The organism is Cellulomonas dongxiuzhuiae (genome assembly GCF_018623035.1).
Classification (GTDB): domain Bacteria; phylum Actinomycetota; class Actinomycetes; order Actinomycetales; family Cellulomonadaceae; genus Cellulomonas; species Cellulomonas dongxiuzhuiae.
Window position 1 is genome coordinate 2,774,086 of sequence record NZ_CP076023.1, and the last position, 18,082, is coordinate 2,792,167.

Here is an 18,082-nt window from a genome sequence, read left to right on the forward strand (position 1 = left end):
ACGGGTCGCCCCCGCTCAGCCGCTCCTGCGGCGCCGGGAGGCCGTCGCGCCCGGCGTGGGACCACGCCGCGCACCGCGCTGCCCCGGCGGGCGGCCGTCGGGGCCGGGACCGGCGGCCGGGCGCACGCTCGCCGCCCCGGGCGCGGCGTCGGCGAGCAGGCGCGCCACCTCCGCCTCCCCCGGCAGCTCCTCCGGGACCACGGTGAGACCGGCCCCCACGTAGCAGAACGCCGCCCGCACCAGGTCCGGGTCGGTGCCCGTCAGGCGCGCCCAGGCGATGCGGTACACCGCCAGCTGAAGGTCGCGCGACGCGCGGTCCGCGGTGCTCCGGGGCGGCGAACCCGTCTTCCAGTCGACCACCACGACGGCTCCCGGCACGTCCGGCCGGTCGGGGTCGGCGAAGACGGCGTCGATGCGGGAGCGCAGGACGTACCCGCCGATCGTGGTCTCGACGTCGACCTCCACCGCCACCGGCGACCGGTGCGCCCACGGGGTCCGCAGGAAGGCGGCGCGCAGCTCCGCCTGGCCCGGGTCGCCCGGCAGGACGTCGTCGTCGGCGCCGGGCAGGTCGTCGACGTCGACCAGGGTCGCCTGCCCGTACCAGGCCTCCACCCAGGCGTGGAACGCGGTGCCGCGACGCGCCTGAGGAGACGGCTCGCGCGGGACGGGACGGCGCAGGCCGAGTGCGAACTGCTCGGGATGGGCGTCGAGGCGCACGAGCGACGACGCCGACAGGTGGGCCGGCAGCGCGACGCGTGCGTCACCACGGCGCCGCGCGGCCTGCTCGGCAAGGAGCCGGTCCGCGAGCACGTCCCAGTCCTCGCCCTGACGTGACGCGGTCGCGACGTCCGAGGCGCCGGCTGTGCCCGGGCCGAGGCTCGGGTCCGCACCGAGCGTCGCCCCGGCGTCGAAGGTCGGCCGGGCGTCCGCGTCCGTGGCCGTCGGCGATCCGCCACCCTGGGGCAGGTCGGCCAGCGCGGCACGCACGGCCTCGGCAGCGGCCGTGACCGCGGCGCGGCGCGGTGCGGCACCGTCGCGCGCGAACGGGTCCGCGGGCCACACCGCGGTCGGCGTCGACGCGCCGCGCGGGTTGGGGGTGCCCGCGTCGGGCGCCTCGGCGTGCGCCACCACGTCGACGAGACCCGCGTCGACGAGCTCGGTGAGGAACGGCGACAGCCGGCGCGGCGTCTTGGGCTCGCCCCAGTACGCGGCCGAGAGCAGCAGCGCCTCGCGCGCCCGCGTCAGCGCGACGTACGCGAGCCGGCGCTCCTCGGCGACCTCGTGGTCACCGGCGTCCAGCCGGAACCTGTCGAGGCGCTCCGCGAGCTCCTTGGGCGACTCGGCGCCCGCGCACTCGAGCCGGGGCAGGTCGTCGGCGTCGCCGCGCAACGGGTACGGCAGCACACCGAGGCCCGTGAGCCACGCGGAGTCCTTGGGCCCGTCCTTGCCGAGCATCGCCGTCGCCGGCAGGCCGCCGTCGACCATGCCCGCGACCGCGACGGCGTCCCACTCCAGCCCCTTCGCCGCGTGCACGGTCGTGACCTGGACGGCGTCGGGGTCCGGCTCGGTCACCGGCAGCTCCAGCCCGTCCTCGCGCGCGTCGGCGGCCTCGAGCCAGGCGAGGAACGCACCCAGCGTGGGACGGTCCGCGCCGCGCGCGAACTCGGCGGCGACGTCCGCGAACGCGTCGAGGTGGGCGCGCGCACGGCCCGGTGGGACGTCGGCGCGCGCCTGCACCTCGATGTCGAGACCGAACAGCCGCTCGGCCTCCCCGACGAGCTCGGGCAGCGACAGGCCCTGCTGCGCGCGGACGGCGCGCAGGACCATGGCCAGGTCGGTGAGCCTGCGTCGACCCTCCGCGCTCACCACGCGTCCGGCGGGGCTGCGCCACCCGGGCGGCGGCGGGTCGTCCAGCGCGTCGACGAGGCTGCGCTCGTCGACGACGTCGGCCTCGACACCGGCACCTCCCGGGGGACGCGCGCCCGCCGGCCGCGCCCCGAGGCGCGCCCACTCCCCCAGCGCGTGCAGGTCCGCCGCGCCGAGCCGCGTCCGCGCGCCCGTCAGCAGCCGGACCACGGCGTCGCCCCGCGTCGGGTCGTACGCCGCCTGCAGCACCGCGACCAGGTCCACGACCTCGGGGGTCGCCAGCAGACCGCCCAGCCCGACGACCTCGACGGGCAGGCCGGCGGCCCGCAGGGCGCGGCGCAGCGGCTCGAACTGCGAGCGCTTGCGGCACAGCACCGCCGCCGTGCGCCGTCCCGCCGGGTGCAGCGCGGGGCGCCACCGCCGCGCGACCCACGCCGCGACGGCGTCAGCCTCGTCCTCGACCGTCGTCGCCACGAGCGCCTGGACGGTGCCGTCCCCCGCTCCCGGGCGCGGGGCCAGGCGCGGGACGTCGACGCGTGCCCCGCCCGTGCGCAGCGGTGCGGCCACCGCGTTGGCGGCGTCCAGGATCGCGACGTCGTTGCGCCACGAGGTCGACAGCGGGACGACGTCGGCGGGACGGCGCCGCTCGCGGCCGTCAGGTGCGGTCTCCACGACGGGGAACGCCGCAGGGAAGCGTGCGAGCCCGCCCGGGCTGGCGCCGCGCCAGCCGTAGATCGACTGGTGCGGGTCGCCGACCGCGGTCACGGGATGACCCGCCGTGAAGAGCGCCTGGAGCAGGACGAGCTGCGCGTAGGACGTGTCCTGGTACTCGTCGAGCAGCACGACGCGGAACCGGTCCCGCTCGCCGGCACCCACCTCGGAGACGTCGCGTGCGATGCGTGCCGCGAGCGCCACCTGGTCCCCGAAGTCGAGACTGTCGGCGGCGCGCTTGCGAGCACGGTAGTCGGCGACGAGGTCCAGCACGCGCGAGCGCTCCCCGAGGGAGGCCACGAGCTCGCGCACCTTGGCGTAGGGCGCACGCGGCGGCGTGCCGGCGGGCGTCGCCTCGAGGCTCGCGACGAGCGACTCGATGCCGTCGCGGGCGCTCGCGGGGTCCAGCAGGTGCTCGTCGAGGGCACCCGACAGCGCGAGCACGGCGTCGACGACGGTCGACGTCGCGGCCGACGTGTCGAGGTCGCCGGACCACGACTCGACGACCTGCGACGCGAGCTGCCACTGCGCGGCCTCGCCCAGCAGCCGGGCACCGGGCTCCACGCCGAGGCGCAGCGCGTGGTCGGTCACGAGGGACGCCGCGTACGCGTGGTAGGTCGACACGTGCGGCCGTGCCAGCTCGTCGACGACGTCCGCACCCGTCGGCAGCGCGACGCCCTCCGCCGCCGCCGCGCGCACCAGCCCGCGCAGCCGGCGACGCACCCGCTCCGACAGCTCGCCGGCCGCCTTGCGCGTGAACGTCAGGCCGAGCACCTGGTCCGGGGCGACCAGCCCGTTGGCGACGAGCCACACGACCCGTGCCGCCATCGTCTCGGTCTTGCCCGACCCGGCACCCGCGACGACGAGCGACGGGCGCAGGGGTGCCTCGATGACGGCCCGCTGCTCCTCGGTCGGCGGGTGCTGGCCGACCAGCTGCGCGATCCGCAGGGCCGACAGGCCCGCGACGGCCGGCACGACGTCGGTGCTCACGCGACCACCTGTCCGCCCTCGCCGCGCAGCGGGCACGCGCGGCGCACGGAGCAGCGGTCGCACAGGTCGTTCGCGCGCGCCTCGAAGCTCGAGGCCGCCATGCGGTCGGCGACGTCGTCGACGAGCGCGCGCGCCCAGCTCGGACCCCCGTCCTGCGGACCCAGCGCGTCCTGCCGGCGCTGCGTGGGCCCGCCGGAGCCCTGCGCGAGGTGGACGAGCCGCGCGGCGACGCTGTGCGTCCCCGGCTCGAGCCCCGGGACGGCGCCCGCGTCGACCGCCAGCTGGTAGGCGCCGAGCTGGGCGTGCTCCGCGGCCTGCGCCAGGGTGGGCACGCGGGTGCCGGTCTTGAGGTCGACGACCTCCACGGCGCCGGGTGCGCCGTCGCCCTCGGCGACCGCGCGCTCGATGCGGTCGACCGACCCCCGCACGACGGCACGGTCCGTCTCGAGCGTGAAGGGCGCCTCCACGAGCACCGGCTCGCCGGCGTCGCGCAGGTAGGCGGCCAGCCGCGCGACCATGGCGTCGGCCTTGCGCCGTGCCGAGACCGCGGGCCAGCCCTCCCCCAGCCCGAGCTCGTGCCAGCGACGGTCGAGCTCGGCGCGCAGTGCCGGCAGGTCCGCCGTCGGGTGCTCCTGCGCGATGGCGTGCACGAGCGTCCCGAGGGACTGCTGGGCGGAGGACGCGGGAGTGCCCCCCGCCGCCTCGAGCGCCCACCGCAGCGTGCAGCGCTGCGCCGTCTCCAGACGCGAGGGCGACACCGGCACCTTCGCGTCCGCCGGCCACAGCGGCTCGTCGCTCGACGACTCGGGGAGGCCGAACCAGGACGCGGGGTCCGCGCCGGGGACGCCGTGGGCGGCGAGACGCGCGAGCGTCCGCGCCGCGGCCGTGTCGGTCCCGCCCTGCGCCGCCGCGCGCTCGAGCGCCGCCCGCAGCCGGGCGACGAGCCCACGCAGGTCGAGCGGTGCGGGCGCGCTGGTCCGCCGGGGGTCCGGCCCGTCGTCGTCGGAGCCGGGCTGCACGAGGTCGAGGAACGGCGACGGCGTCGCGTCCTGGTCGTCGACCGCCGTCACCATCAGGTGCGTGCGCGCACGCGAGCACGCCAGCGCGAAGGTGCGCAGCTCGTCGGCCAGCACCGCACCGCGCGCGGCCCGCGCGTGCTCCTCGCCCGGGCCGCCGGCCGTCGCGCGACCGGCCAGGACGTCGACCAGCGTCTGCGCACCGAGCAGCGAGTCGCGCAGCCGCAGGTCGGGCCACACGCCCTCCTGGACGCCGACCACCGCGACGACCTCCCACGACCCGCCGGCGGCACCGGCCGGGGTGAGCACGCTGACGCCCGCCGCGCGCGACGCCGCTGCCAGCGAGTCCGCGGGCAGGTCCTGCGCCATCACCCAGTCGACGAACGCGCGCGGCGTCGCCTGCGGCATGCGCTCGACGAAGGTCTCCGCTGCACGGAACAGCGCGAGGACCGCGTCGAGGTCACGGTCGGCACGCTCGCCGCCGGAGCCGCCGGCGAGGGCCGCACGCCGCCACGGCTCGGCGAGTCCCGCGCGGTCCCACACCGCCCACAGGACCGCCTGCACGTCCGCGCCGGGCAGCGCGGCCGCGTCGCGCCCCGCCTGCAGCAGCTGCGCCAGACGCTGCACCGGCCGCCCCACGTGCGGCTCGAGCGTCGCGGCACGGTCGGGCGCCGCGAGCGCCTCGACGAGGAGCACGTCGCTCGACCGGCCCCCGCCGCCCGCGAGCTCCTCGGCCCGGAGCGCGCGGCGCACGCGGCGCAGGCCCACGGCGTCCAGGCCCCCCAGGGGCGAGCACGCGAGCCGGGCCGCGACCTCGGCGTCCAGGGCATCGGGCTGCAGCGCGACGCGCACCGCGTCGAGCAGCGGCCGCACGGCCGGCTCGTCGCGCAGCGGCACGTCGCTCCCGACGACGCGGACGGGGACACCGGCCTGCGCGAGGGCGCGCCGGACCGCCGTCACGCGGCCCCCCGAGCGCGCGAGCACGGCCATCTCGTCCCACGGGACACCGCCCTGCAGGTGCGCGCGGCGCAGGCGGTGCGCGACCCAGGCGGCCTCCTGCGCCGCGCTGGGCAGCACTGCGACGCGGGGCGCGGGGCCCTGCGCGCGGTCCTGCGGGACGACCGCCCGGCGGTGCGCGACCGTGCCCGACGCGGCGACGCGCTCGGTGATGCGCGCGGTGACGTCGCGCAGCGGAGCGCTCTGCCGCCACACCGTCCGCAGGACCACGTGCTCGGCCGCGTGCTCGCCCGGGCCCGCCGCGGTCGCCCGCGCGACGAGCGACGGCTGCGCGCCGCGGAACGTCTGCACCGCCACGTCGGGGTCCCCGAGCAGCAGGAGCCGCGCGCCGCCGTCGGCGAAGGCCCGCAGCAGCCGCGCGGTGGCCGCGGTGCTCTCCTGGTGGTCGTCGACGACGACGAGCCGCCGCCGCGGGCACGGCACGCCCGGCACCTCGTCGTCCCAGCCGCGCAGCGCGGCGACGGCCGCGTCCACCACGACCGCGGGGTCGAGGCGCTCGCCCGCGTCGGGCGTGGCCGTCGCGAGCGCCATCACGTCCAGGTACTCCTCGTACACGCGGGCCGCCGCGGTCCACGCGGGACGCTGCTCGCGCCGCCCGAGCGCCGCCAGGTCCGTCGGCGCCAGACCGCGCTCGGCCGCCCGCATCAGCAGGTCGCGCAGCTCGTCCCGGAACGCGCGGGTCCCCAGCGCCGCCTCCGGGACGCCGGGCGGCCACGCGGGCCCGGGGACCTCCCCCGACGCGTGCCCGGCCAGCAGCTCGGCCAGCGCCAGGTCCTGCTCGGGCCCCGACACCAGCACCGGCGTCGGCTCGCCGAGCGCGCCCGCACGCGCGCGGAGCACCGCGAACGCGACGGCAGCCGCCGTCTGCACGAGCGGCCGGCCCGCCGTGCGCCCCAGACGCACCGCGAGGCGGTCGCGCAGGTCGGCCGCCGCACGGCGGCTCGCCGCCAGCACCAGCACGTCGTCGGGCGCGAGCCCCGCTGCCACGGCCGCGGCCGCGGCCTCGAGGGCGACGGTCGTGCGGCCCGTGCCGGGTGCCCCGGTGACGAGCAGCGCGTGGTCGGTACCGGCGGCGACGCGCTCGACGACCTCGCGCTGCCGATCGTCCAGCCGGGGCCGGGCCGCCGCGCCGAGCGCCGCGCGCTCGACGAGGGGCGCCGCCACGAGCCTGGTCGTCGGTGCCGTCGTCACGGGCCCGATCACATCACGCCCCACCGACATCCCCGGCAGGCACGCGCCGCGAGGGCACGCACCCCGAAAGGCCACGGACGGGACGCCTGCCCGCAACACACCGTCGCTACGATCGGCGGATGACCGACCCCCAGGACGCCTCCGGCAGCCGTGCCCGCGGGCGGCGGATGGCGCGGGCCGAGCGCAGGTCGCAGCTCCTGACGATCGCGCTCGACCTGTTCGCCACCGAGGGGTTCCACCACGTCTCGATGGACGACATCGCCGAACGGGCCCAGGTCAGCAAGCCCGTGCTGTACCGGCACTTCCCGTCGAAGCTCGACCTCTACCTCGCCGTCGTCGACCAGCAGGGCGCGGACCTCCTCGCGGCCGTCGAGCGTGCTGTCGCCCCGCTCGAGGCCGGGCCGGTCGCGCGGGGCGAGGGCCGCACGGTCGTGGCCGCCGTGGTCGAGGCGTACCTCGCGTTCGTGCAGGTGGCGGGCGAGTCCTCGACGCTCCTGTTCGAGTCCGACGTCACCCGAGACACGCAGGTCCGTGGCCGCGTCGAGCACGCGGCGGCCGAGGTGACCCGGCGCATCGCCGAGGTGCTCAGCGGTGTCACCGGACGGGGTCGCGCCGACGCCGACGTCCTGGCCGCGGCGCTGGTCGCCACCGCGCAGGGTGCCGCGACGTACTGGCTGCGGCACGGCGGCGGCCAGGGCATCGAGCGCGTGGTCGAGCTGGTGACCGACCTGCAGTGGCGGGGCCTCGCCGGCCTGGTGCGACCCGACTACCCGTACGGGGACGCCTAGGATCGGGGACACCAGCCCGGCGCCGTGCGTCGGGTCCCGTCCGATGAGGAGTGCCCGTGGAGATCACGATCGGCGTGCAGCACCACTCGCGCGAGCTGACGCTCGAGTCCGACCAGTCGGCGGACGAGATCGTCGCCGCCGTGCAGGCGACGCTCGACGGCAAGGCGGCGACGCTCGACCTGACCGACGTCCGCGGACGTCGCGTCATCGTGCCCGCCGCCGTCCTCGGCTTCGTCGAGATCGGCGCCGAGATCAAGGGGCGCGTGGGCTTCGGCCAGGTGTGACCTCGTCCCGACGCCCGGCTCGCGCCGGGCGTCGGGCGCGTCCGGCCCTCGACCCCGGCATCAGGACCGTGAGACGGTCAGACCTGTCAGGCCGTCAGGCGCAGCCGTGACATGCGGCGCGTGTGCTCGGCGGTCAGCTCGTTGAAGACCGTGGCGGGCGTCTGCGCCGCACGGGCACCCGTCGCCGGTGCGCCGGACGTCGCCTCCGCGGCACCGGCACGGTCGAGCACGCGTGCGACCTCGGGACGCTGCGCGACGCGCTGCACGACCCCCAGCGCCTCGCCGACCAGGCGCCGGCCCCACAGCGCGAGCCGCGACGACAGGACGGCGTCGCCCGCGCACGCCTGGTCGAGCTCGCGCACGGCGAGCTCGCTGCGCGACACGTCGTCGAGGACGTCCGCCACCAGCCGCGCCGACTCGTCGTCGAGGCCCCGGGCCACGAGCCGGCAGAAGTCGTCCGCCACGCCGTAGCCCACGTAGGCCTTGAGCAGCCGCTCCGCCCACGTGCTGGAGGGCGTGCGCGTGTCGAAGTCCGTGAGCACCCCGTCGAACCTGCCCAACGCCGCCGCGGCGTCCCCACCCAGCTCCTCGATGCGCGCGAGGACCCGGTCGCGCCGCTCGGTGCAGCGCGCGGCCAGGCGGCTGAGCGCCAGCGACTGCTCGAGCCGCGGCGCCTGGCGGCTGTCGTCGGCGAGGCGTGCGAAGGCCTGGTGCTCGAGGCTGGCGACGAGGCCGAGGACCTCGACGGCGTCGGCGACCTCGAGCGCACGCACGGCCTCGACGTCCTTGCCGGCACGGTTCGCGGACCGGCCGTCGGCGCCCTCCTGCTCGGGACGCAGGGGTCGGGCGTTGCCTGCGCTGGTCGTCATCGGGCGATCGTAGCGCCGGGGGGCGCGCCGACCACCGCCTCGACCGGGGGTGCGGCACCCGCGTCGGATAGACTGGCGTGGTACATCCCGTACATCGGTTGCCCGTTCGTCTCGGTTTCCCGGTCCGGCCCCGTGCCGCGACCCTCCCCGCACGATGCGCACCGGCCTGACGCCCGCAGGGCTTGACGCCCGCGGACGCGCCGGCAGGGTGCGCCGCGCGGGGCGACTTCTACGATCGGCTGCCGGCCAACCCGCGTGGCGCAGCCCGCTGTCGCCCGGGGCGGACGAGCGCATGCCGCGCCGCCGGCCCCCGGCCGCACCGTGAGCCGCCACCCTGGCAGTGAAGAGCCGCACGTGACCACCGACCAGACAGTCGACCAGCAGCCGCGCACCGACGCTGCCGTCGACCCCGCCGTCCCCGAGTTCCGCACCGCGGCCGACGCGGTCCCGACCGAGTCGCCGACCGGGTCGCGCCGCGCCACGTCCGTGCAGGCCGTCGACGCCTCGTTCGCGGACTTCGACGTCCGGCCCGAGATCGTGGCGGCGCTCGCCGCCGCCGGGATCACGCAGCCGTTCCCGATCCAGGCCATGACCCTGCCGGTCGCGCTGGCTGGCCACGACATCATCGGCCAGGCCAAGACGGGCACCGGCAAGACGCTCGGCTTCGGCGTCCCGCTGCTGCACCGCGTCATCGCGCCGGGCGAGCCGGGCTACGAGCAGCTCGCGGCGCCCGGTGAGCCGCAGGCGCTCGTGGTCGTGCCGACGCGTGAGCTCGCCGTGCAGGTCGCTGGCGACCTCGCCATGGCGTCGACCGGCCGCAAGGTCCGCATCGTCCAGGTCTACGGCGGACGCGCGTACGAGCCTCAGGTCGAGGCGCTCAAGCGGGGCGCCGACGTCGTCGTGGGCACCCCGGGCCGCATGATCGACCTGCTCAACCAGCGTCACCTGCGCCTCAACCACGCGACCGAGGTCGTGCTCGACGAGGCCGACGAGATGCTCGACCTCGGGTTCCTCCCCGACGTCGAGAAGCTGCTCGCGGCGACCCCGGCCAACCGCCACACGATGCTCTTCTCGGCGACCATGCCGGGCGCCGTCGTCGCGATGGCGCGCCGGTACATGTCGCAGCCCACGCACATCCGCGCGTCGGCGCCGGACGACGAGGGCCAGACGGTCAAGAACATCAAGCAGGTCGCGTACCGCGCGCACGCGCTGGACAAGGTCGAGCTGCTCGCGCGCATCCTGCAGGCGCGGGGTCGCGGGCTGACCATCGTCTTCGCGCGCACCAAGCGCACGGCCGCCAAGGTCGCGGACGACCTGGTCGACCGCGGCTTCGCCGCCGGGGCCATCCACGGCGACCTCGGCCAGGGCGCGCGGGAGCAGGCGCTGCGCGCCTTCCGGCACGGCAAGGTCGACGTGCTCGTGGCCACCGACGTCGCCGCGCGCGGCATCGACGTCGAGGACGTCACGCACGTCATCAACTACCAGTGCCCCGAGGACGAGAAGACCTACCTGCACCGCACGGGCCGCACCGGGCGGGCCGGCAACAAGGGCACCGCGGTGACGTTCGTCGACTGGGACGACCTGCCGCGCTGGGGCCTGATCGACAAGGCGCTCGGCCTGGGCATCCCGGCCCCCGTCGAGACCTACTCGTCGTCGCCGCACGTCTACACGGACCTCGACGTCCCCGAGGGCACCACGGGCCGGCTGCCGAAGTCGCAGCAGACCCGCGCGGGCCTGGGTGCCGAGGTCCTCGAGGATCTCGGCGAGACCGGCAAGCGCGGCGGCGGCACGCGTCCCGCGCGCGCCGACGAGCGCCCCGCGGGACGTCGGGACGGCGCCCGCGACGGTGCGCGCGACGGCTCCCGCACGGCCGCCCGGACCGCGGGTGCCACCGACGGAGCGCCGCGGGCCGCGAGCGTCGTCGACGCCGGCCCGCGCGAGGGCGACGCCGGCGAGGGCACGGGCGAGGGCCGCCGTCGCCGTCGTGGCGGCCGCGGCCGCACGGGTGGTGACGGTGCGCCGCGCACCGAGCAGGCTCCCGCGCAGGCGGTCGGACAGGGCAGCGAGCCCCGCACCGAGCGACCCACGCATGACGCAGCACCGGCCGGAGCTGCCGCCGCACCCGCCGACGGCGAGTCCGCGGGCGCACCCCGCCGCCGTCGTCGTCGTCGCTCGCGCGACGGTGCTGCCGGCGCACCGGCGGACGCCGGCATCGCGTCGGACGCCTGACAGCCGCGTCCTGCAGCACCACACCGCCCCCGTGCCCCCGGCACGGGGGCGGTCGTGCACCCGGGTGCCTCGTGCTCTCACGGGGACGACCCGGCCGCAGGAGCGGGCAGCGCGCGACCGTCAGATCTGGCGCGCGAACGCGAGCACGGCGTCGGCGAGCAGCTGGACCGCGATCGCGGCGAGCAGGAGACCGGCGATGCGGCTGACGAGCATCGTCCCGGAGTCCTTGAGCACGCGGTGGATCGCCCCGGCGAACCTCATGGACAGCCACAGGCACAGGTGCACCAGCAGGATGCCGAGCGCGAGGGCCACCCAGTCGGACGACTCGGTGGACTGCTGGACGTAGACCATGGTCGCGACGATCGCTCCGGGCCCCGCGAGCAGCGGCGTGCCGAGCGGCACGAGTGCGACGTTGCCCTGCGTGCCCTCATAGCCCTCGTTGCTGTCCATCTTGCCGGTGAGGAGCTCCATCGCGACGAGCAGGAGCAGCAGCCCGCCCGCGCCCTGCAGGGCCTGGACCGACACGTGCAGGTAGTTGAGCAGCGACTGGCCGAACAGCGCGAAGCCGACGATCACGCCGAACGCGACGAGGATCGCCTGCCGGGCCGCGCGCGCCCGCTGCTGGCGGGTCATCGACCCGGTGAGCGCGAGGAACAGCGGCACCGTCCCCGGCGGGTCCATGATCACGAACAGCGTCACGAACACCGAGAGGAACAGCTGCACGTCCAGGACGCCGTTCACGGCCCCACCACCTCCGTCGTCCCCTGCCGGACGATCTCGTCGAGCACGTGCGGGGCGGTCAGGTTCTCCCCCAGGACGTTGACCTTGCCGGTGCCGTGGTAGTCGCTCGAGCCCGTGACCAGCAGGTCGAGGCGGTCCGCTATGGCCAGCAGACGCTCGCGCTGCGCCGGCGAGTGGTCCCGGTGGAACACCTCCAGGCCGGCCAGGCCGGCCTCCGCGAGCTCGTCGAAGACGCGGTCCGGGACGGTCCTGCCGCGGGCGTCGGCCGCCGGGTGCGCGAACACGGGCACGCCTCCGGACGCACGGATCGCCGCCACCGCGAGAGGCGCCTCGGGCGCGTAGTGGTCGACGTGGTACGGGCCGTCGGAGGCGAGCAGGTGGGCGAAGGCCGCGTCCCGGTCCGGGACCACGCCCCGCGCCACGAGTGCGTCGGCGATGTGCGGGCGTCCGACGACCACGGCGTCGCGCGCCTGCTCGAGCACGTCCTGCCACGTGATCGGCACATCGCGCGCGAGCCGCTCGACGATGTGCCGCGCACGGTGCACCCGGGACTCGCGCGCGCGCTCGAGCTCGTCCGCGAGCTCGGGCCGTGCGGGGTCCTGGAGGTAACTCAGCAGGTGGACGCTGACGCCGCGGGCACGGGCGGAGACCTCGGTGCCGCGCACGAGCGCGATGCCGACCTCGCGCGCGGTCGCCGCCGCCTCGTCCCACCCGGCCGTGGTGTCGTGGTCGGTCAGCGCGACGACGTCGAGGCCGGCGTCGCGCGCGGCCGTGACGAGCTCGGCCGGGGTCTGCGTGCCGTCCGACGCGCGCGAGTGCGTGTGGAGGTCGATGCGCACCCACCCACGCTATCCGCTCGCGAGCAGGGCCCCGCACGCGGTGCACGGGCGGCGCCATACTGGACCGGTGAGCACCGACGAGCGACCCGAGAATCTCACCCCCGAGACCGTCACCCCGGCCGTGGCCGAGGCTGACGAGCAGCCGCTGGACGAGCGTGGCGCGAACCGGTCGCGACGTCCGCAGTCGCGCCGGTTCGTGGAGTTCGTGACCTCCGGCTGGGCCGAGCGCCCGGCGTCGACGGCCGTGCGGGCGCCCGCGGCGGACCGCGCCGCCGAGCGGCGCAGCGCCCTGTCCGCCCAGTTCCCCGGCACGCGCCTCGTCGTGCCCGCCGGTTCCTTCAAGGTCCGCTCCAACGACACGGACTTCCGGTTCCGGCCCCACGCCGCGTTCGCGCATCTCACGGGTCTCGGCACGGAGCAGGAGCCCGACGCGGTCCTCGTGCTGCACCCCGTCGCGGACGGCACGGGCGACGACGGCAGCGCGCACCACGCCGTGCTGTACATGAACCCGCTCGCGGGCCGCGACACCCCGGAGTTCTTCTCCGACGCGCGGTACGGCGAGTTCTGGGTCGGCGCCCGGCCCACGCTCGACGAGATCGCCACGACGACGGGCATCGAGACCGCGCACGTCGAGGGCCTGCGGGACGCGCTGGCCAAGGACGTCGGCCAGGACGGCGTGCAGGTGCTGGTGGTGCCCGGCGCCGACGAGGCGGTCGAGGAGGTCGTGGCCCAGATCCGCCGGCAGGAGGAGTCGGGCGAGGCGGACGCGCACCTCGCAGAGGCGCTGTCGGAGCTGCGCCTGCTGAAGGACGCCTACGAGGTCGAGCAGATGCGCCTGGCCGTGGACGCGACGATCGACGGGTTCGAGAAGGTCGTGCGCGCCCTGCCCCGCGCGGTCGCGCACCGCCGGGGCGAGCGCGTCCTCGAGGGCACGTTCCTGGGTCACGCGCGCGAGGAGGGCAACGACGTCGGTTACACGACCATCGCGGCCGCGGGCGACCACGCGACGACGCTGCACTGGACGGACAACGACGGGCAGGTGCGGGCGGGCGAGCTCGTGCTCCTCGACGCGGGCGTCGAGGTCGACTCGCTGTACACGGCCGACGTGACGCGGACGCTGCCCGTGGACGGCGTGTTCAGCGACGTCCAGCGCCGCGTCTACCAGGCCGTCCTCGACGCCGCCGACGCGGGCTTCGCCGCGGCGGTCCCCGGCGCGCGGTTCCGCGACGTCCACGACGCCGCCATGCGCGTCCTCGCCGCCCGGCTCGAGGCGTGGGGTCTGCTGCCCGTCACGGCCGAGGAGTCGCTCGAGCCCGACAACCAGCACCACCGCCGCTGGATGGTGCACGGCACGTCGCACCACCTGGGCCTGGACGTCCACGACTGCGCGGAGGCCCGCGCCGAGCTCTACCTCGACGGGGTGCTGCAGCCCGGCATGGTGTTCACGATCGAGCCGGGCCTCTACTTCAAGTCGGACGACCTCCTGGTGCCGGCCGAGTACCGGGGCATCGGCGTCCGCATCGAGGACGACGTGCTGATCACCGCCGACGGCAACGAGAACCTCTCGGCGGCACTGCCGCGCGAGCCCGACGCGGTCGAGGCGTGGATGGCCGCGCTGCGCGATGGCTGACCCCGCGCGGCCCGGTCCCCCGGCGGGTGCGTGCTGCTCAGGTCGTCGGGGGCGCCGGCGGCTGCGTCGGGGGTGCGGGCGGGGGCACCGTCGGCGGTGCGGTCGGTGCGGCCGCCGGGGGCACCGTCGGCGACTCCGGCGTCGAGACCGGTCCCGGCACCGGGGGCCGCGGGGGCTCCGGCCAGCCGGACACGACGCCGCCGGTCTCCGCGAGGAGGTGCCGGGCCTTGTTGGCGTGCTCGGCCGGGCACAGCACCGAGTAGGACGTGGCGACGATCTGGCTCGACGACGCGAAGTCGCGCCGACCGCGCGTCAGCGAGTACCCGATCACGGAGAACAGCAGGCCGAAGGCACCGCCGAACAGCACGGCGGGCAGCATGACGCCGCCACCGCCGCCCGAGGAGAACAGGGTGAGGATCAGGCCCACGAAGAGGCCGAACCACGCACCGGAAAGGAACCCGCCGAGAGCGGCGCTCGGGTACGACAACCGGCGCAGCACGCGCTCGACCATCCGCAGGTCCGTCCCCACGATCGTCACGGCCCGCACGGGGAACTCCTTGGCGGCGAGCAGCTCCACGGCCTTCTGCGCCTGGAGATAGGTCCCGTAGGTCGCCACCGTCTCCCCCGTCGGCAGCGTCGGGGTCGTCGGGATCCGCTCGGACTGCGTGAACGACATGACCCGATCCTCTCGCACCGGCCCGGGAGCCGCCAGGTTGCGCGCCGGGCGCGCCGCCCCGCGATTCGCACCGGGCCGTGCGGGAGCCCGCCGTCTAGGCTGACCGGCGTGAGCAGCGTCGGGGCACGGGTGTTCGTCGCGCGCCTCGCCGGCACCGCCGTCTTCGACCCCATCGGCGACGAGGTCGGCAAGGTGCGCGACGTCGTCGTGCTCGTCCGCCTCAAGGGCGCGCCGCGTGCGGTGGGTCTCGTGGTCGAGGTCCCGGGCCGGCGACGGGTGTTCCTGCCGCTGACGCGGGTGACGGCGGTCGACGCCGGACAGGTCATCTCGACCGGGCTGGTCAACATGCGCCGCTTCGAGCAGCGCGTGTCGGAGACGCTCGTCATGGGCGAGCTGCTGGACCGGACGGTCGAGCTGGCGGACGGGTCCGGCAGCGCACGCGTCGAGGACGTCGCGATCGAGCTCCAGCGCAACGGCGACTGGCTCGTGACCAAGGTGTTCGTCCGGCGCACGGACCAGCGCGGCGGCCTGCTGCGACGCCGGGGCGAGACGCTGCTGATGGCCGTCGAGGACGTCGTCGGCCTCGGTCGCCCGACGGCCGCCCAGGGGGCGCAGCTCCTGCTCGCCCAGTACGAGGACCTCAAGCCCGCCGACCTCGCCGACGTCCTGCACGACATGGGGGTCACGCGCCGCCTCGAGGTCGCCTCCGCGCTCGACGACGAGCGCCTCGCGGACGTGCTCGAGGAGCTGCCGGAGGACGACCAGGTCGAGATCCTCGGCGGTCTGGAGCGCGGCCGGGCGGCGGACGTCCTGGAGGCCATGCAGCCGGACGACGCGGCCGACCTCCTCGGTGAGCTGTCCGCCGAGCAGGCGGCGGAGCTCCTCTCGCTCATGGAGCCCGAGGAGGCCAAGGACGTGCGTCGTCTCCTGGCGTACGCGGACAACACCGCCGGCGGCCTGATGACCACGGAGCCCGTGATCCTCGGCCCCGAGACGTCGATCGCCGCCGCGCTGGCGCACGTCCGGCGCCAGGACCTCAACCCCGCGCTCGCGTCGGTCGTGTTCGTCGCGCGACCGCCGCTGGAGACCCCGACCGGCCGGTACATCGGCATCGTGCACCTGCAGCGGATGCTGCGGGAGCCGCCGCACGAGTCGATCGGGCAGATCGTCGACACCGACCTCGAGCCCGTCGCGGTCGACGCCCCCCTGCTGACCGTCACCCGCCAGCTCGCGACGTACAACCTGCTGGCACTGCCGGTGGTCGACGAGCAGCGCCGCCTCCTCGGAGCGGTCTCGGTCGACGACGTGCTGGACCACCTGCTGCCCGACGACTGGCGCGAGACGGACGACGTGCACGCCGGCCCGCCCACGCGCCCCACCCCTGTCGTCCCCGGCCGGGACGAGGTGGACCGTGGCTGAGCGCCTCGACCAGCCGCGGGTCCGCAACCGCTCGCTGCTGCCGCGCATGCAGGTGGAGGCGGACGCGTCGGGGCGCGTGTCCGAGTCGATCGCCCGTTTCCTCGGTACGCCGCGGTTCATCGTGTGGCTCACGATCTTCTGCGTCGTGTGGCTCGGGTGGAACGCCTGGGGGCCGGTCGAGATGCGGTTCGACAAGTCGGCGAACGGCTTCACGGCGCTCACCCTCATGCTCTCGCTGCAGGCGTCGTACGCAGCCCCGCTGATCCTGCTCGCGCAGAGCCGCCAGGCGGACCGCGACCGGGTCGCCGCCGAGCAGGACCGTCAGCGCGCCGAGCGGAACCTGGCCGACACCGAGTTCCTGGCCCGCGAGATGGCGTCGCTGCGGATCGCCCTGTCGGAGGTGGCGACCCGCGACTTCGTCCGCTCGGAGCTGCGCAACCTGCTCGAGGACCTGCAGGCCGAGCAGGCGGACGACGAGGACGGCGGGTCCGGCGCCCGGCCGGCACCCGACGGGGCGCGACGAGGGACGGTCGAGCGCTGACGCCGTCAGCGGCGGGCGGGGCGGGACGGCCACGGGGTCGCCGCCGCGGCGACCTACGATGGTCGCGTGCCACCCGTCGAGACCCCCGCCCCCGTCGATCCGCTGCGCGAGGCCGTCCGCACGGCGCTGGCCACCGTGCAGGACCCCGAGATCCGCCGCCCGATCACGGACCTCGGCATGGTGCGATCGGTGGCCGTCGAGCCGCGTGACGCCGGGTCCTTCGTGGTCGTCGGGCTCGACCTGACGACGCCGGGCTGCCCGATGAAGGAGACGCTGACCCGGGACATCACCGCGGCGGTCGCACCGCTGGACGGGGTGGTGGGCGTCCGCGTGGACCTCGGCGTGATGTCCGCGGAACAGCGCGCGGGCCTGCGCACGCTGCTGCGGGGCACGGCCGCCGAGCCGCAGATCCCCTTCGCCCTGCCGGGGTCGTTGACGAAGGTGATCGCGGTCGCCTCCGGCAAGGGCGGGGTGGGGAAGTCGACCGTGACGGCGAACCTCGCGGTCGCGATGGCCGCCGACGGGCTGCGCGTGGGTGTCGTGGACGCGGACATCTACGGGTTCTCGATCCCTCGCATGCTCGGGGTGGACCGTCCGCCGACCAGGGTGGACGACATGCTGCTGCCGCCGGTGGCGCACGACGTCAAGGTCGTGTCGATCGGCATGTTCGTGCCCGCCGGCCAGCCGGTGGTCTGGCGCGGCCCGATGCTGCACCGGGCGCTGCAGCAGTTCCTCGCCGACGTGTTCTGGGGCGACCTCGACGTGCTCCTGCTGGACCTGCCGCCGGGGACCGGGGACATCGCCATCTCGGTCGCCCAGCTGCTGCCCGGCTCCGAGATCGTCGTCGTCACGACGCCGCAGCTCGCGGCCGCGGAGGTCGCGGAGCGGGCGGGCGCGGTCGCGGTGCAGACCCGCCAGCGCGTCGTGGGCGTCGTCGAGAACATGGCGTGGCTCGAGCAGCCGGACGGCTCGCGCCTCGAGCTGTTCGGGTCGGGGGGCGGGCAGCGCGTGGCCGAGAACCTGACGCGCCTGACGGGTGCGGACGTCCCGCTGCTGGGTCAGGTCCCGCTCGACGTCCAGCTGCGCGAGGCGGGCGACGGGGGCACACCGGTGATCCTGACCGCGCCGACGTCGCCGGCCGCCGTCGCGCTGCGTGCCGTGGCGAGCACGTTGGCGGCGCGTCCGCGCAACCTGGCGGGCCGGTCGCTGGACCTCTCCCCCGTCACCCGCTGACCCGACGCCCGAAATTATCGGGGGCGTGCGGTCGCGCTCCCA

13 protein-coding genes are annotated in these 18,082 nt (G+C 76.3%); 7 read left to right on the forward strand and 6 right to left on the reverse strand.

Annotation, left to right across the window (positions count from 1 at the left end; translation table 11 throughout):
- Positions 1 to 15 precede the first annotated feature (15 nt).
- Together KKR89_RS12395 and KKR89_RS12400 are read right to left on the reverse strand one after the other, a co-directional pair.
- Positions 16 to 3,567: an ATP-dependent helicase gene (locus KKR89_RS12395; RefSeq protein ID WP_208195608.1), complete on the reverse strand. Its 3,552-nt coding sequence runs from the start codon at positions 3,565 to 3,567 to the stop codon at positions 16 to 18.
- Positions 3,564 to 6,791, reverse strand: a complete 3,228-nt coding sequence (locus KKR89_RS12400) for an ATP-dependent helicase (protein ID WP_251140884.1) — start codon at positions 6,789 to 6,791, stop codon at positions 3,564 to 3,566. Before KKR89_RS12400 ends, KKR89_RS12395 begins: the two co-directional genes overlap by 4 nt.
- Positions 6,792 to 6,910: 119 nt before the next feature.
- Here KKR89_RS12400 and KKR89_RS12405 point away from each other — a divergent pair, with 119 nt between their 5' ends.
- A complete protein-coding gene (locus tag KKR89_RS12405) occupies positions 6,911 to 7,579 on the forward strand; it encodes a TetR/AcrR family transcriptional regulator (protein WP_208195610.1) in 669 nt (222 codons plus the stop codon).
- Between the two features lie 56 nt (positions 7,580 to 7,635).
- Positions 7,636 to 7,863, forward strand: coding sequence for a DUF3107 domain-containing protein (locus KKR89_RS12410; protein ID WP_208195611.1), 228 nt, complete (start codon positions 7,636 to 7,638; stop codon positions 7,861 to 7,863).
- Positions 7,864 to 7,949: 86 nt separating this feature from the next.
- On the opposite strand, the gene KKR89_RS12415 is transcribed toward KKR89_RS12410, so the two are convergent.
- Complete coding sequence (locus tag KKR89_RS12415; RefSeq protein WP_208195612.1) at positions 7,950 to 8,732, reverse strand: ferritin-like fold-containing protein; 783 nt, start codon at positions 8,730 to 8,732, stop codon at positions 7,950 to 7,952.
- 354 nt (positions 8,733 to 9,086) lie between these two features.
- Between KKR89_RS12415 and KKR89_RS12420 the strand changes: the two genes are divergently transcribed.
- Entirely contained in the window at positions 9,087 to 10,961 is a 1,875-nt protein-coding gene (locus KKR89_RS12420) for a DEAD/DEAH box helicase (protein ID WP_208195613.1), read from the forward strand.
- A 120-nt stretch (positions 10,962 to 11,081) separates the two neighbouring features.
- Here KKR89_RS12420 and KKR89_RS12425 read toward each other — a convergent pair whose 3' ends face one another.
- Positions 11,082 to 11,702 (reverse strand): MarC family protein, encoded by a 621-nt coding sequence (locus KKR89_RS12425; RefSeq protein ID WP_208195614.1) that lies wholly within the window; start codon positions 11,700 to 11,702, stop codon positions 11,082 to 11,084.
- Positions 11,699 to 12,541: a PHP domain-containing protein gene (locus tag KKR89_RS12430; protein ID WP_208195615.1), complete on the reverse strand. Its 843-nt coding sequence runs from the start codon at positions 12,539 to 12,541 to the stop codon at positions 11,699 to 11,701. The genes KKR89_RS12425 and KKR89_RS12430 overlap by 4 nt, the downstream gene beginning before the upstream one ends.
- 67 nt (positions 12,542 to 12,608) lie before the next feature.
- Here KKR89_RS12430 and KKR89_RS12435 point away from each other — a divergent pair, with 67 nt between their 5' ends.
- Positions 12,609 to 14,171, forward strand: a complete 1,563-nt coding sequence (locus KKR89_RS12435) for an aminopeptidase P family protein (RefSeq protein ID WP_372438562.1) — start codon at positions 12,609 to 12,611, stop codon at positions 14,169 to 14,171.
- Between the two features lie 37 nt (positions 14,172 to 14,208).
- On the opposite strand, the gene KKR89_RS12440 is transcribed toward KKR89_RS12435, so the two are convergent.
- A complete protein-coding gene (locus KKR89_RS12440; protein WP_208195617.1) occupies positions 14,209 to 14,847 on the reverse strand; it encodes a general stress protein in 639 nt (212 codons plus the stop codon).
- A gap of 108 nt (positions 14,848 to 14,955) precedes the next feature.
- On the opposite strand from KKR89_RS12440, the gene KKR89_RS12445 reads away from it, so the two are divergent.
- The 3 genes from KKR89_RS12445 to KKR89_RS12455 all read left to right on the forward strand — a co-directional run bounded on the left by KKR89_RS12445 (position 14,956) and on the right by KKR89_RS12455 (position 18,040).
- Positions 14,956 to 16,266, forward strand: coding sequence for a magnesium transporter MgtE N-terminal domain-containing protein (locus KKR89_RS12445; protein ID WP_208195618.1), 1,311 nt, complete (start codon positions 14,956 to 14,958; stop codon positions 16,264 to 16,266).
- Positions 16,259 to 16,807: a DUF1003 domain-containing protein gene (locus KKR89_RS12450; protein WP_208195619.1), complete on the forward strand. Its 549-nt coding sequence runs from the start codon at positions 16,259 to 16,261 to the stop codon at positions 16,805 to 16,807. The genes KKR89_RS12445 and KKR89_RS12450 overlap by 8 nt, the downstream gene beginning before the upstream one ends.
- Positions 16,808 to 16,873: 66 nt before the next feature.
- Positions 16,874 to 18,040 (forward strand): Mrp/NBP35 family ATP-binding protein, encoded by a 1,167-nt coding sequence (locus tag KKR89_RS12455; protein ID WP_208195620.1) that lies wholly within the window; start codon positions 16,874 to 16,876, stop codon positions 18,038 to 18,040.
- The last annotated feature ends 42 nt before the right edge of the window (positions 18,041 to 18,082 follow it).